Genomic DNA, 14,733 nt, shown 5'->3' on the forward strand with positions numbered 1-14,733 from the left:
TCCATGAGCCATAAACACTATTCGGACAAGACCGGCACGTTTTCACGCCGTGATTTACTGAAAGGTGCAGTTGCCAGCGCTCTGGTCATTCCGGTAGCCAGTTCTGCGCACAGCCAGGCGGTTGCGGCGAGCGATCCCGACGACATGATTGATTTGTCACACCAGCATGCTTTTTATGGTGTGGGTGGTCAGCCGGGGATAAGTACACCACCTCAGCGCTATATCATGTTCATGACGTTTGATTTGACGACCTCGAGTCGGCGGGATTTGCAGGTATTACTGGCACGTTGGTCATCGGCTATTGCGCAGTTGATGAAGGGGGGAACTATCGGACAGGTAGAACCCCTCAGAGAGAGTGGCGTAGGAATGGATACGGGTGAAGCACTGGATTTGGGCCCTGCCTCGTTGACCGTGACGGTCGGTCTCGGTCCACGCGTGTTTATGGATACTTTCGGTCTTGCCCAACAGAAACCCGCCCTGATGCGTGAATTGATTTCATTGCCTAGTGATAACCTGCAAGCGGAATTGAGCGGGGGAGACCTTTCACTGCAAGCCTGCGCCGATGATCCGCAAGTTGCTTATCACGCCATTCGCGATCTGGCGCGTATTGCTAAAAGCACCGGTGCGGCAGCGACGCGCTGGACACTGATGGGATTTGGTCGTGCTTCTGCGGGAAAAGGGCAGTCGACGCCACGTAATCTTTTTGGTTTTAAGGACGGCACCCGTAATATCACCGAGAAAGCCGATTTCGATAAATACGTCTGGATCAAAGACGGTGGTCCAGCGTGGCAACAGCAGGGCTGTTATCAGGTGGTGCGTAAAATCAAAATGCACATTGAGAACTGGGATACCGATCGCGTAAGCGATCAGAACAACATTTTTGGACGACACAAAGTGTCTGGCGCACCGCTCAGCGGGAAAAAAGAGTTTGATACCCCTGACTTTGATAAGACAGATTCCGAAGGAAACTTGATTATTCCCGCCACATCTCACATTAGTCTGGCCGCGCATGAGAATAATCAAGGCACAAAAATTCTGCGTCGTTCCTATAACTATACTGACGGACTGAATAATATGGCCCAGCTGGATGCTGGCCTGTTATTTATCAGTTATCAGAAAGACCCTGCGCAATTTGAAAAACTTCAAACTAAATTAGGGGCATCTGACGCGATGAATGAATATATTTCGCATATTGGTTCGGGGATTTTTTTTGTTCCTCCCGCGCCAAAGGAAGGTTCTTATATTGGTGCCGAAATGTTTGATGTTTAAATAAGTTTTATCTCTTTTTGCCTGGCGAGTTTGCAATCAGACCGATTCTATTGGTAATGAGAGGGGAATATTGGCAGTTTGCCTGATATTCCCCTCTCAGCACGCTTGCCGATTTTAGCGCAGTGACGGCTTTTTAATTGGAAATGAGACAAACGGTTTGATCTCTTTGAGTACAAACATGCTTTGCATCTCTTTGATGCCGGGTAAACGCCTAATCACCGACATGGCGAACTCGGCATAGGAGTCCAGATCCGGCGAGACGACCTGCAATAAAAAGTCGGCATCGCCGCCAATACTGTAGCAGGACACCACGTTTTCCAAATCAGTCACTTCTTGTTCAAACTTGCGCGCTTCCGCTTGACTGTGGCTATCGATACTGACCCGGACAAAAACCATCACCCCGAGGCCAATTTTGCGCCTGTCCAGCACTGCCCGATAACCCTGAATAATGTGGTCTTCTTCCAGCTTACGCACCTTGCGCCAGCAAGGTGAAGATGACATTCCTATTTTGTCGGCCAATGTCTGGTTGGTAATGCGGGCATCTTTTTGCAGTAAGGTCAGAATCTTAATATCTGTCAGGTTTAATGTTGATTCGGTCATATTATTTCTTAAATGGCGACTGAATAGGTAAATATTACCTTTATTAGCGGAAGGTTCAACAGTTAAAGGCAACCCTTTTCTTTTTTCAGCAGGCATAATATCGGCATTCAATGATGTTATTTATGTGCTGGTAATAATTATTATATAAATCAATGCATTGAAATTAAAATGGAGCCTGTTTCCACAAGAATGGCAGCAATAAAAGAGAAGGATAAATGATGTTGGAACCTACACAAATTCTGGCTTATATCTCGGCATTGGGGTTGGCTGCGGCCATTCCGGGGCCAGGGATGACCGCGTTGGTTGCCCGTAGTGTGAGCGGCGGGGCGATAGCCGGTTTTTCCATGCTGTTTGGTTTAATCATTGGTGACCTGACTTACCTCTCTTTTGCGGTATTCGGTCTGGCGGTGGTGGCACACAGTTACAGCGCGTTGTTTACGTTAATCCGTTGGGGCGCGGCGGCTTATCTCGCCTGGCTGGCCTGGCAATTCTGGGCGCATAACCCACAAACCATCAATATCGATCAGAAAACCCGTCGCGGGGAGCTGACTTCAGCCTGGCTATCGGGGTTGACCATTACGTTGGGCAATCCGAAGACCATCGCTTTTTATCTCGCGTTATTGCCGCTGGTTATCTCGCTGAATACGGTTTCGCTACGAAGTTGGGGATTGGTGCTGGTGCCGTTGACTATTAGCGTGTTGCTGGCGGTCGGTGCGATGTTTATCCTTGGCGCGCTCAAAATCAGACATTTTCTGGCCAGCACTCATGCCCAACGGCTGTTATTCAGGACGGCCGCGTTTATTATGGCCGCCGCTGCGTTGGGGATGATGCTGAAAACCCACTAGTCGGACCGGTGGCTAATACGCTTCCCCTTCACCAAATGCGCCTTCGGCCAGGCAGATTTTTGCGGCAAATTCGGCACCAGCAGAAAGCGCTTGCGTCGGGTCACGGTGAGCGTGGAGCGACAATAGAAACGCGGTAATAAAGGCGTCACCAGCACCCAGCGTATCGACAGGCGTAACCCGTAGCGGGGATTGATGCAGCCACCGTGTGCCATCGTATAACATCGCGCCTTCAGCGCCTCGGGTGGCGACCGCGTATCGACTGCCGGCGAGGTTTGCCGCCTGTAACAACGATGTCGTCTCCTCCAGTGAATATTGCGCGCAGGAGAAAAAGGCAAAGTCGAGATAAGGGCACAATGCCAGTGCGGCGTCGCACTCAAAGTCGTCGGAAAAGTCGTAAGACAGCCATCCTGACAGGTGGGCCAATGCCGGCAGGAACGGATCAATATAACTGTAACTGCTGGTGTGGATAATATCGAAATCGGCAAGCCAGTCCCGGTGTTCCAGAATAAACGACAGGGATTCGGTTTGCCTCACGCCTCCTCGATTAGAGCCGAGAAAAATGCGCTCTCCTTCCTGCAAGGTCAGGCTGGCGTAACCATTTTCGCCCGCTACCTGACGACAGTGCGTAATATCAATCTCTCGGCTGGCGAGTACGCGAAGCAGGTGATCGGCGGCGGCGTCGTTGCCAAAAATCCCCAGATAGGCTGATGTGACGCCCAGCATATCGGCATACACGCTAAAATTGAGCGCATTTCCGCCGGGATAACGTATTCGTCGGTGTTCATACTGGTCGACAACATTATCGCCAATGCCGATCACTTTCATGTGCAGACCTCTTTGATTAATAGTCAACTTTACCCATATAACGGCGGGTTTCTAACGGATGTTGCCGGACAGCGGCCAGTGCGGCGCGGTAGTCGCACATAATGCTGTAGAACAACACCGGATTAAAGTAATCCACTATCGAGGTCGGAAGGGTATTCAATCCTAATTCGTTGGCGTCAATCACTTCCGTTTTTTCAGCATAACGATTAAGAAAGGACAGGGCTCGCTCATCCAGCGGGCGGGTTCGTCCCGCGTTCATCATCAGAATAAACGGTACATTACGATCGGTGACTTCAAAAGGACCGTGAAAGAACTCGCCACTATGAATGGCGGCGGCGTTAAGGCGCTGCATTTCCATCAGCGAACAGATGGCGAATCCATAGGCGTGTCCGTATGACGCCCCGCTGGAAAGAATATAGAACAATGATTCATGTTGATAACGTTCGGCGAAGTGGCGGCAACGCTCCGCCACCTGCGGACGGGCCTGTTGAATAATCGCGTCAATCTGGTCAAATCCCTGCTGAAAGTCATGCCAGCCAGCATAGTTCTCAGTTTGCCGCAAAACATCAACGCACAGGCTTAATATCAACGCCATCGGATTATCAATCACCGGGCTCTGTTCACCCCAGGTATAGAGCTGGCTATGGTCGGCCCAGTGAATTAACTGTGCGTCGGGATTATGGGTGAGGGTAATGGTGGTGGCGCCGCGGGCTTTCGCCAGCTCTGCCGCCGCAACGGATTCCGGCGTGTTACCACCGTGCGAGCAGATAATCACCAATGATGTCTCGCCAAGTACCCGGGGCGTTGCATACACGAACTCATTTGCGGTCATCATCCCGTTACGTAACCGCAGGCTTTCCTCATTCAGGAAATAGTGAGCGGGATACATATCAACCAGCGACCCACCGCAGGCGACCAGAAAAATATGTTGCAGCTCGCGATGCTGAAAATGTTGGGCGATAAGTGACTTAATCACTGGCATGGTATGCATGGTGTCTCCGTGGTGTTATTCGCCATAGACGTTGAAATTAAAGTATTTTTTTGCTAACTGGTCATAGGTGCCGTTAGCACGTATTGCCGCAATGGCGCTATTTAGCCGGGCTTGTAATTGGGTGTCCGCTTTTCTCAGACCAATGCCGGTGCCGGGGCCGAAGATCGCCGGATCTTTCACCTGCGGTTCAGCTAACATGAAATTTTTCCCCTGGGGTTTGTTCAACAACGCCGCGGTGACTACGGTCGCGTCATCCAGCGTTGCGTCCAGGCGTCCGAGTGTAAGATCGGCATAAACAGATTCCGCATCCGGATAGGTGACTATCTCAACACCCGCATTGCGCCAGTGTTTATTGGCGTAGGCTTCAAACACGGAACCCTGCTGTACGCCAAGCCGTTTGCCTTTTAGCGACTCGATTGTGGGTTTCAGCCCGCTGTTTTTACCGATGACCAGATAAGCCGGAGTGTTAAACAACTTGTCACTGAAGGCGATGGCCTTTTGGCGTTCTGCAGTAATGGAAAGTGAGGAGAGGATGGCGTCAAATTTCTTGGCTTGTAGCGCAGGAATCAACCCGTCAAAACTGTTTTCTACCCAGACACATTTCACTTTCAGCTCGCTACACAGCGCATTACCCAAATCAATATCGAAACCGGCCAGTTCGCCCTGGGGCGTTTTATATTCGAAAGGAGGAAATGTCGGGTCGGTACCAAAACGGATTTGTTGTGGTATGGCGGCACCAATGGCACTGGCGGATTGTATTAATGCCAATGATGTCAGCAACCCGGTGAAAACAGTTCTTATCGTCATATTGGATCCCCTGGTGTTTAAACTGTACCAAAAAACATACCATAGGAGTGGATATACGATGAATCAGATTGACTGCGCAACCTTTTTTGTTGATAAATAGACCAAAAATAAGTGATGGTCTGTTATTTGAATATGTTATATTCATCACGGTTGTGTAATTTACTATTGTATATCAGTTAAATATGTATTTATTTCCATTGAAATATCATTATGTCTCACGGTACAAAATAGACCATGAATTTATCTGAAAAGCAGACCAGACGTCCCAGAAAAGCCTATCTTGATGCAAAGAAACGGCTGCTGGAGATGCTTCATTCACCGGAGTTTAATAGCGGTGATCAGATCCCTGCCGAACGGGAATTGAGCCATCAATTTTCCATCAGCCGTATGACGGTGCGGAAAATCATCGCTGAACTGGTGGAAGACGGCGTGCTTGAACGACGCGGCAATCAGGGAACCTGGCTGATGAAAACCGCTATTGAACGGCCATTGTTGCCGGTGCCGGAATTGGGGATCAGTAAAATCATTGAGCTTAATGGCGCCGTTCCCAGTAGCCAGCTCATCTATTTCCGTTATTCTCAGGCCAGCGCCCGTATCGCGCAAAGATTGCACATTCAGGAAAACGACCCGTTACTGATGATAAAACGCCTGCGGCTGGCTGACGGGCAACCTTTCTGTATTGAAACCAGTTATTTACCGCAAGAGCGGGTACCCGGCCTCACTGAGGAGATGCTGGAAACCACCGGATCGTTGTACAAGATTTTGGCGGATCAATACCAGATTTATGGCGTGATTGATGAAGGCACTATCCGGGCCGACACCATGAATGAGGAGGAGCAGTTATTATTATGCGCTAAACCTGAATGCCCGGCGCTGGTTTATCGCGGTGTGATTTATGATGGCGCCCGGCAGCCAGTGGAGTATCTGGTCTCGGTTAACCATCCGCAACGGGTGGCGTTTAAAATCAGTGGCAGCCTGGCGGGGGAACCGTAATCCCGCTGTCGTGCCATGGGCCGAATCCAGACATGACATGGTTTATCTTCGGTGTGAATCTGTGAGTGAATGAGTCAGTTTCCCTCGCGCAGGAAGTGACGTCCCTGTCATGCTTCCCTTATTTCACATCACGGCAACTTAACCGTCCGCCAGCCGCTGATAGCGAGCCAGTCGTTCTTTGGCATCCTGCTCGGTTTTGTTAAATAACTGGTCGGCGATGTCAGGATATTGCCGTTTTAGCGAGGAGTAGCGCACTTCCCCTTGCAGGAATTCCTGAAAGTCCTCTTCTGGTTCTTCCGAGTCCAGCATAAAGGGATTTTTGCCCGCGGACTGACGCAGCGGATTAAAGCGGTACAAATTCCAGTAGCCAGCGTCAACCGCGCGTTTGGTTTCTCTCTGGCTGCATCCCATACCCGCCCGCAAGCCGTGATTGATACAGGCCGCGTAAGCAATGATCAACGATGGGCCGGGATAGGCTTCGGCTTCGGCGATGGCTCGCAGTGTTTGGTCTTTGTCTGCGCCCATCGCAATTTGCGCCACGTAAACGTAGTCGTAGCTCATGGCCATCATGCCCAGATCTTTCTTACGGGTTCTTTTCCCCTCCGCCGCGAATTTTGCCATGGCGGCGGCGGGCGTGGATTTGGACGATTGACCGCCGGTATTGGAATAGACTTCGGTATCAAACACCAGCACATTGATATCTTCACCGGAAGCCAGCACATGGTCCAGTCCGCCGTAGCCGATGTCATAAGCCCAACCGTCGCCGCCAAAAATCCATTGTGAGCGTTTGGTCAGGTAATCGCGGTTCTGATAGATTTTATTGAGCAGCGGATCGTCGCCTTTCTCTTTTTCCAGCAGTGTGGACAGCTGTTCAGTACGCTCCTGCGTGCCTTCACTACGGTCTTTCAGTTCCAACCACAAATGAAGGGACTGTCTGAGCGCTTCGCTGAGTGGCAGGTTTAGGGCGGCGGTGACATCACTGGCAACCTGTTGTCGGATAGCGTTACTGCCGAGCAGCATGCCTAACCCGAATTCCGCGTTATCTTCAAACAGCGAGTTTGCCCAGGCTGGGCCTTGTCCCTTGTGGTTGGTGGTATAGGGAATGGACGGGGCGCTCGCTCCCCAGATAGACGAACATCCGGTGGCGTTGGCAATCAGCATTCTGTCGCCGAATAATTGGGTGATCAGGCGGGCATAGGGTGTTTCGCCACATCCGGCACAGGCACCGGAAAACTCCAGCAGGGGTTGTTCAAACTGACTGCCTTTTACCGTCGTCTTTTTGAATGGGTTGGCTTTGGGTGACAATGTGAGCGCGTGTTCCCACAGTGCAATCTGATGCTGTTGCGACGCCAGCGGTTGCATAGTCAACGCTTTACCTTTCGACGGGCAGATATCCACACAGTTGCCACAGCCAGAGCAGTCCAGTGGTGAAATGGCGAGATGATAATGCAGGGTTTTGGCACCAGTCGCTGGTTTCGTGGTGAGTCCGACGGGGGCCGTTTGCCACTCCTCCTCACTCAATAATGCCGGGCGGATAGCAGCATGCGGGCAGATAAACGCACATTGGTTACACTGGGTACAACCATCGGACTGCCATTGCGGTACATTGATGGCAATGCCTCGTTTCTCAAATGCGGATGTCCCGACCGGGAAGGTGCCGTCTTCCATATTGCTAAAAGCACTGACCGGCAGCAGATCGCCCTCCTGACGGTTCATTGGTTCCAGAATCTGTTGAATAAAATCAGGTACGGCGCGTTTTGCCACGGTTTCTTCGCCCAGGGTTTTCCAGTGATCGGGAACATTGAACTGTACGGGTGCCAGCATTCCCTGGTCGATGGCGGCGTTATTCATTTCCACCACTTTCTGACCTTTATTGCCGTAGGATTTGGCCACTGCGCCTTTCAGGTAATCTGCCGCCGTCGCCGCCGGAATAATACCAGCCAGTTTAAAGAAAGCGGCTTGCATGATCATATTAAAGCGGCCTCCCAACCCCAGCTGTCGGGCAATCTGTACCGCGTTGACCAGGTAAAATCGAATGGCGTTATTGGCGAGGTAACGTTTCATGGCCACCGGCAATTTTTCTTCCAGCTCCGCCGGTTCCAGCGTGCAGTTCAGCAAAAAGGTGCCACCCGGTTTTAATCCCGCCAACAGATCATATTTGTTGACGTAGGATTGCTGCGAACAGGAAATAAAATCTGCTTTCTGAATCAGATAGGGTGAGGTGATCGGCTGCTGACCGAAACGCAGATGTGAAACGGTAATGCCGCCTGATTTCTTGGAATCGTAGGAGAAATAGGCTTGCGCATACATGGTGGTTTGATCGCCGATGATTTTTATCGCGCTTTTATTGGCCCCGACCGTACCGTCGGATCCCAGTCCCCAGAATTTACAGGCGGTGGTACCCGGCAGCGCGGTATCAATATCCTCGGCAGGATAAGGCAGGGACGTATAGGTAACGTCGTCTATGATACCGACAGTGAAACCATCTTTGGGCTCGACCCGTTTGAGGTTGTCGAAAACCGAAACGATCTGTGATGGGAAAATATCTTTCCCGCCCAGTGCGTAGCGTCCACCAACGATCAATGGCCGTTGCTCACGGTTATAGAACGCGTTCTTCACATCCAGATACAACGGCTCGGCCAGGGCGCCGGGCTCTTTGGTGCGATCCAGCACGGCGATGCGGGTGACGGTAGCGGGAATGTATTTAAAAAAATGCACGAGGGAAAAGGGGCGGTAGAGATGGACTGTCAGCAAGCCGACTTTTTCACCGCGCTGATTGAGGTAATCGACGGTTTCCTGAATGGTTTCACACACCGATCCCATCGCGACAATTAAACGGTCGGCATCGGGTGCGCCGTAATAATTGAACAGATGATACTCTCTGCCGGTCAGCCGGGTGATTTCGGCCATATAGTGTTCCACCACTTCTGGTAGGGCGTCGTAAAACCGGTTGCTAGATTCCCGTTCCTGAAAATAGATATCCGGGTTTTGTGCCGTTCCTCTGACCACCGGATGATCCGGATGTAGAGCGTTTCTTCTGAACTGATCAACCGCCTGCCAATCAAGCAATTTCCCCAGCTCGTCATACTCCAGTAGCTCAATCTTCTGGATTTCATGGGACGTTCTGAAACCATCGAAGAAATTGATAAACGGGATGCGCCCTTTGATGGCGGCCAGATGCGCTACCGCTGCCAGATCCATCACCTGCTGTACGCTACTTTCCGCCAGCATGGCGCAGCCGGTTTGTCGTACCGCCATCACATCCTGCTGGTCGCCAAAAATATTCAGCGAGTTGGTAGCCAGCGCGCGGGCGCTGACGTGAAATACCGCCGGCAGTAATTCCCCGGCGATTTTGTAGATGTTGGGTATCATCAACAACAACCCTTGTGACGCGGTATAGGTAGTGGTGAGCGCGCCGGCTTGTAAAGCACCGTGTACTGCCCCAGCAGCACCGGCTTCCGACTGCATTTCCACCATTTTTACCGGTTGGCCGAACAGATTTTGTTTCCCTTGCGCGGCCCATTCATCCACATTTTCAGCCATTGGGGTGGACGGCGTGATGGGATAGATGGCGGCGACCTCGGTAAAGGCATAGGACACATAGGCTGCCGCGGCGTTGCCATCCATCGTTTTCATTTTTCTTGCCATTAACAGTTCCTCTTTACGGTGTACTGAACCCGCTATTGGTGTCGTCACCTTACGGATACACAGCCCTGAGTTCTGATTAAGCACACCCTGTGCCATTTATAAGGCGAGAGAATAATGTCTTGTTTTCTATCTGATTATTCTGACTATCTCGGCAGGGATAGCGGTATGGCTGTGGTCGCGATTGGATGATTCAAGACACTGGGCGCGACATCCTGTCGGGCAGTTAACAATCGTGTCGGGGTTTAACATGACCATTATTCCGATGCTCCTGTCGTTATTTCTTCGTTCTCTCCACCACTCTTGTGTTCTTACCGTCATTCCCGTGTCAACGGGAATTCATGCCGGGGGGACTTCGGCCGATGGATTCCCCCATTTTTGCCAGTTTGAGACGGTGGCGTGTTGTCTCGCGGATTGTTCCCTTTCCAACAATTGGTCTGTCGATTGTCTTGTGTCCGTCTTGTTCATGGTGATGGTTTTTTAATTAATTTCTTATAAATCAACAAACTATTATTTTTGGCCCGTCTGGTACGTTCCCTGCACTTCTTTAGGGTGCAACAAGCATTCAACCCGAACAGGAGAAACAATTATGGCAATGCGTCAATGTGCCATTTATGGCAAAGGTGGTATCGGTAAATCCACCACTACTCAGAATCTGGTCGCCGCTCTGGCGGAAATGGAGAAGAAAGTCATGATTGTCGGCTGTGACCCCAAAGCTGACTCCACCCGATTGATCCTCCACGCCAAGGCTCAGAACACCATTATGGAAATGGCGGCGGAAGTCGGTTCGGTAGAAGATCTGGAACTGGAAGATGTACTACAGATCGGCTACGGCGGTGTTCGTTGTGCTGAATCCGGTGGTCCGGAGCCTGGTGTCGGTTGCGCTGGTCGCGGCGTTATCACCGCGATCAACTTTCTGGAAGAGGAAGGCGCCTACGGCGGGGAACTCGATTTTGTGTTCTACGACGTACTGGGCGACGTGGTATGTGGTGGGTTCGCCATGCCGATTCGTGAAAACAAGGCGCAGGAAATCTATATCGTCTGCTCTGGTGAAATGATGGCGATGTACGCCGCCAATAACATTTCCAAAGGTATCGTGAAATATGCCAAATCCGGCAAGGTACGGTTGGGTGGGCTGATCTGTAATTCTCGTCAGACTGACCGGGAAGATGAATTGATCATCGCGCTGGCGGAAAAACTGGGTACGCAGATGATCCATTTTGTGCCCCGCGACAACATCGTACAGCGTGCTGAAATTCGCCGGATGACGGTTATCGAGTATGACCCGACCTGTAGCCAGGCCAATGAATACCGCACGCTGGCGAACAAAATCGTCAATAACACCAACATGGTGGTGCCGACGCCAGTAACGATGGATGAGCTGGAAGCGCTGTTAATGGAGTTCGGCATTATGGAAGAAGAAGATACCGAGATCATTGGCAAAACTGCCGCGGAAGAAAAAGCCGCCTGATTAAGCACGACGACGTACCGGCACATCGGCGTGTGTGCTGGTGTGTGCTTTTCTGACGAGGAAGGAATGTGTAATGACAAACGCAACGAGTGAACAAAATCAGGCGATTATTCAGGAAGTGTTAGAAATCTTCCCTGAAAAGGCGCGTAAAGATCGTAAAAAGCACACGATGGTCACTGAACCGGGTATGGAAAGCGTGGGGAACTGTATCGTTTCCAACCGCAAATCCCAACCGGGGGTGATGACGGTTCGCGGTTGCGCTTATGCCGGCTCCAAAGGCGTGGTGTTCGGCCCGATCAAAGACATCGCGCATATTTCCCACGGGCCGGTTGGCTGTGGTCAATATTCACGTGCCGGACGGCGTAATTACTATACCGGCACCAGTGGAGTTGACACGTTCGGAACCATCAATTTTACCTCTGATTTTCAGGAGCGCGACATCGTGTTTGGTGGCGACAAGAAGCTCGCCAAACTGATTGAGGAACTGGAACTGTTGTTCCCGCTGACCAAAGGCATTTCTATTCAGTCGGAATGTCCGGTCGGCCTGATTGGTGATGATATTGAAGCGGTCGCCAAGGCCAGTCGACAGGCACTGGGAAAACCGGTTATCCCGGTGCGTTGTGAAGGCTTTCGCGGGGTATCGCAGTCACTGGGGCACCATATTGCCAATGATGCGATTCGAGATTGGGTGTTGGATAACCGTGAAGGTAAACCCTTTGAATCCACACCGTATGACGTGGCCATTATTGGTGACTACAACATTGGCGGTGACGCCTGGGCATCGCGCATTTTGATCGAGGAAATGGGGCTGCGGGTGGTTGCGCAGTGGGCGGGTGACGGTACGTTGGTGGAAATGGAAAACACGCCGAAGGTGAAGATGAACCTGGTGCACTGCTACCGCTCGATGAATTACATCTCCCGTCATATGGAAGAGAAGCACGGTATTCCGTGGATGGAATACAACTTCTTCGGGCCGACTAAAATCGCCGAATCGTTGCGTAAGATCGCCGCGCATTTCGATGACACCATTCGTCAGAATGCCGAGGCGGTGATTGCCCGCCATCAGGCTCGGGCGGATGCGATCATTCAGAAATATCGTCCGCGGCTGGAAGGTCGCAAAGTGTTGTTGTATCTCGGCGGTCTGCGTCCCAGACATGTCATTGGCGCCTATGAAGATCTCGGCATGGAAATCATCGGCACCGGCTACGAGTTCGGCCATAGCGATGATTACGACCGTACCCTGCCGGAACTGAAGGAAGGCACGTTGCTGTTTGATGACGCCAGCAGTTATGAGCTGGAAGCGTTTGTCAAAGCATTGAAGCCTGACCTGGTTGGCTCCGGCATCAAAGAGAAATATATCTTTCAGAAAATGGGGGTGCCGTTCCGCCAGATGCACTCCTGGGATTACTCCGGCCCGTATCACGGCTATGACGGTTTTGCCGTTTTCGCTCGTGATATGGATATGACGCTCAACAATCCGAGTTGGAGTGAGCTGACTGCGCCGTGGCTGAAATCTGCCTGATTAACATCCTGATACCCCGTTAGTTCACCGATTAGTGGCGCGGGAGGAGAAGAACATGAGTCAAACCGTTGAGAATCCCCAACCCTGCTATCCGTTATTTGAGCAGGAAGAGTACCAGGCGCTGTTTCGTAATAAACGCCATCTGGAAGAGGGCCATGATGAGCAGCGTGTCCGCGAGGTATTTGAGTGGACCACCACTGAAGAGTACAAGGAACTGAATTTCAAGCGCGAAGCGCTAACCATCGACCCGGCCAAGGCGTGTCAGCCGTTAGGTGCGGTGCTGTGTTCGCTGGGGTTTGCCAATACGTTACCGTATGTGCATGGTTCGCAAGGCTGTGTGGCGTACTTTCGTACTTACTTTAACCGGCATTTTAAAGAACCGGTGGCCTGCGTTTCCGATTCCATGACTGAAGATGCGGCAGTATTTGGTGGCAACAAGAACATGAATACCGGGCTGGAAAACGCCAGTGCGTTATACAAACCGGAAGTGATCGCCGTTTCCACCACCTGCATGGCGGAGGTCATTGGTGATGATTTACAGGCGTTTATCGCCAATGCGAAAAAGGATGGTTTTGTTGATGCCGACATGCCGATTCCCTATGCACACACACCGAGTTTCATTGGTAGTCACGTTACCGGTTGGGACAACATGTTTGAAGGTTTTGCCCGTACCTTCACCGGTGGTGAAGGAAAACAATATCAGCCGGGCAGTCAGCAACGGCTGAATGTGGTCACCGGGTTTGAAACCTACCTCGGCAATTATCGGGTGATTAAACGCATGATGGCGCAAATGGAGGTGCCGTGCAGCCTATTGTCAGATCCGTCTGACGTACTGGATACCCCGGCGGATGGACACTATCGCATGTATGCCGGCGGCACGACTCAACAGGAGATGCGCGAGGCCCCCAACGCTATCGATACTCTGTTGTTACAACCGTGGCAACTGGCCAAAACCAAGAAAGTGGTGCAGGAAAACTGGCAGCAGCCGGCGACTGAGGTAGCGGTGCCGATCGGTCTGGCGGCGACGGATAAGCTGTTGATGACGATCAGCGAACTGACCGGCAAGCCGATTGCAGACGAACTGACGCTGGAACGCGGACGGCTGGTGGACATGATGCTGGATTCCCACACCTGGCTGCATGGCAAGCGCTTCGGATTGTATGGCGATCCAGATTTTGTCATGGGACTGACGCGGTTTTTGCTGGAATTAGGGTGTGAACCAACCGTTATCCTGTGCCATAACGGCAACAAACGCTGGCAGAAGGCGATGAAGAAAATGCTGGCGGACTCCCCTTACGGCCAGGGCAGTGAAGTGTATGTCGGCTGCGATCTATGGCATTTCCGCTCGCTGATGTTTACCAATAAACCGGATTTCATGATCGGCAATTCCTACGGTAAGTTTATCCAGCGCGATACGTTGGCGAAGGGCGAGCAGTTTGAAGTGCCGTTGATCCGTCTCGGTTTCCCGCTGTTTGATCGTCACCATCTGCACCGTCAGACTACCTGGGGCTATGAAGGTGCAATGTCGATCCTGACGACATTGGTGAACGCGGTACTGGAGAAGCTGGATCGGGAAACCATGAAATTGGGTAAAACTGATTACAACTTTGACCTTATCCGTTGATAACCCCTTCACAACTCCCCTGGAGAGGAGAAGAGCCTTCATAGAGCGCTGGAGGTTTTTTCCCTCCCCTGGTGAAGAGGAGCGTCAGGGAGAAGCGTCAGGCACTACTGCTTGATAATTATCTGAAATCCAAAACCCGGC

General features: G+C 51.5%; 11 protein-coding genes. 6 read left to right on the forward strand and 5 right to left on the reverse strand.

Annotated features, from left to right (window positions below):
* Positions 1-3: 3 nt before the first annotated feature.
* Positions 4-1,269, forward strand: a complete 1,266-nt coding sequence (gene efeB, locus RS889_RS02540) for an iron uptake transporter deferrochelatase/peroxidase subunit (protein WP_315709189.1) — start codon at positions 4-6, stop codon at positions 1,267-1,269.
* A 114-nt stretch (positions 1,270-1,383) separates the two neighbouring features.
* Here efeB and RS889_RS02545 read toward each other — a convergent pair whose 3' ends face one another.
* Positions 1,384-1,869, reverse strand: coding sequence for an Lrp/AsnC family transcriptional regulator (locus tag RS889_RS02545; protein ID WP_290180702.1), 486 nt, complete (start codon positions 1,867-1,869; stop codon positions 1,384-1,386).
* A gap of 218 nt (positions 1,870-2,087) precedes the next feature.
* On the opposite strand from RS889_RS02545, the gene RS889_RS02550 reads away from it, so the two are divergent.
* Positions 2,088-2,714 carry a LysE family translocator gene (locus RS889_RS02550; RefSeq protein WP_021017300.1) on the forward strand — a complete coding sequence of 209 codons (627 nt, stop codon included), beginning with the start codon at positions 2,088-2,090 and terminating at the stop codon, positions 2,712-2,714.
* A gap of 12 nt (positions 2,715-2,726) precedes the next feature.
* On the opposite strand, the gene RS889_RS02555 is transcribed toward RS889_RS02550, so the two are convergent.
* Genes RS889_RS02555 through RS889_RS02565 form a run of 3 tightly spaced genes read right to left on the reverse strand, consistent with a single transcriptional unit; the run spans position 2,727 to position 5,337 of the window.
* Positions 2,727-3,539, reverse strand: a complete 813-nt coding sequence (locus RS889_RS02555; RefSeq protein ID WP_315709190.1) for a PfkB family carbohydrate kinase — start codon at positions 3,537-3,539, stop codon at positions 2,727-2,729.
* 16 nt (positions 3,540-3,555) lie between these two features.
* Positions 3,556-4,530 carry an SIS domain-containing protein gene (locus tag RS889_RS02560; protein WP_315709191.1) on the reverse strand — a complete coding sequence of 325 codons (975 nt, stop codon included), beginning with the start codon at positions 4,528-4,530 and terminating at the stop codon, positions 3,556-3,558.
* A gap of 15 nt (positions 4,531-4,545) precedes the next feature.
* Positions 4,546-5,337, reverse strand: coding sequence for an ABC transporter substrate-binding protein (locus RS889_RS02565; RefSeq protein WP_315709192.1), 792 nt, complete (start codon positions 5,335-5,337; stop codon positions 4,546-4,548).
* 306 nt (positions 5,338-5,643) lie between these two features.
* Here RS889_RS02565 and RS889_RS02570 point away from each other — a divergent pair, with 306 nt between their 5' ends.
* Positions 5,644-6,330, forward strand: coding sequence for a GntR family transcriptional regulator (locus RS889_RS02570; protein WP_315710885.1), 687 nt, complete (start codon positions 5,644-5,646; stop codon positions 6,328-6,330).
* Between the two features lie 138 nt (positions 6,331-6,468).
* Here the strand turns inward: RS889_RS02570 and nifJ are convergent, their stop codons facing one another.
* Entirely contained in the window at positions 6,469-9,978 is a 3,510-nt protein-coding gene (gene nifJ, locus RS889_RS02575; protein WP_315709193.1) for a pyruvate:ferredoxin (flavodoxin) oxidoreductase, read from the reverse strand.
* A 586-nt stretch (positions 9,979-10,564) separates the two neighbouring features.
* Here nifJ and nifH point away from each other — a divergent pair.
* From nifH to nifK, 3 genes are all read left to right on the forward strand, one after another.
* Positions 10,565-11,446, forward strand: a complete 882-nt coding sequence (nifH, locus tag RS889_RS02580) for a nitrogenase iron protein (RefSeq protein WP_021017294.1) — start codon at positions 10,565-10,567, stop codon at positions 11,444-11,446.
* A gap of 73 nt (positions 11,447-11,519) precedes the next feature.
* Positions 11,520-12,968: a nitrogenase molybdenum-iron protein alpha chain gene (gene nifD / locus RS889_RS02585; RefSeq protein ID WP_315709194.1), complete on the forward strand. Its 1,449-nt coding sequence runs from the start codon at positions 11,520-11,522 to the stop codon at positions 12,966-12,968.
* A 55-nt stretch (positions 12,969-13,023) separates the two neighbouring features.
* The gene (gene nifK / locus RS889_RS02590; RefSeq protein ID WP_315709195.1) at positions 13,024-14,592 is read left to right on the forward strand and encodes a nitrogenase molybdenum-iron protein subunit beta; all 1,569 of its coding nucleotides are present in this window, start codon (positions 13,024-13,026) and stop codon (positions 14,590-14,592) included.
* The last annotated feature ends 141 nt before the right edge of the window (positions 14,593-14,733 follow it).

It is taken from the genome of Brenneria uluponensis (assembly GCF_032395385.1).
GTDB classification, from domain to species: domain Bacteria; phylum Pseudomonadota; class Gammaproteobacteria; order Enterobacterales; family Enterobacteriaceae; genus Prodigiosinella; species Prodigiosinella aquatilis.

Coding starts and splice junctions, on each gene's coding strand:
- efeB (WP_315709189.1), top strand. CDS start 4: ATGAGCCATAAACACTATTCGGACAAGACCGGCACGTTTTCACGCCGT.
- RS889_RS02545 (WP_290180702.1), bottom strand. CDS start 1,869: ATGACCGAATCAACATTAAACCTGACAGATATTAAGATTCTGACCTTA.
- RS889_RS02550 (WP_021017300.1), top strand. CDS start 2,088: ATGTTGGAACCTACACAAATTCTGGCTTATATCTCGGCATTGGGGTTG.
- RS889_RS02555 (WP_315709190.1), bottom strand. CDS start 3,539: ATGAAAGTGATCGGCATTGGCGATAATGTTGTCGACCAGTATGAACAC.
- RS889_RS02560 (WP_315709191.1), bottom strand. CDS start 4,530: ATGCATACCATGCCAGTGATTAAGTCACTTATCGCCCAACATTTTCAG.
- RS889_RS02565 (WP_315709192.1), bottom strand. CDS start 5,337: ATGACGATAAGAACTGTTTTCACCGGGTTGCTGACATCATTGGCATTA.
- RS889_RS02570 (WP_315710885.1), top strand. CDS start 5,644: ATGCTTCATTCACCGGAGTTTAATAGCGGTGATCAGATCCCTGCCGAA.
- nifJ (WP_315709193.1), bottom strand. CDS start 9,978: ATGGCAAGAAAAATGAAAACGATGGATGGCAACGCCGCGGCAGCCTAT.
- nifH (WP_021017294.1), top strand. CDS start 10,565: ATGGCAATGCGTCAATGTGCCATTTATGGCAAAGGTGGTATCGGTAAA.
- nifD (WP_315709194.1), top strand. CDS start 11,520: ATGACAAACGCAACGAGTGAACAAAATCAGGCGATTATTCAGGAAGTG.
- nifK (WP_315709195.1), top strand. CDS start 13,024: ATGAGTCAAACCGTTGAGAATCCCCAACCCTGCTATCCGTTATTTGAG.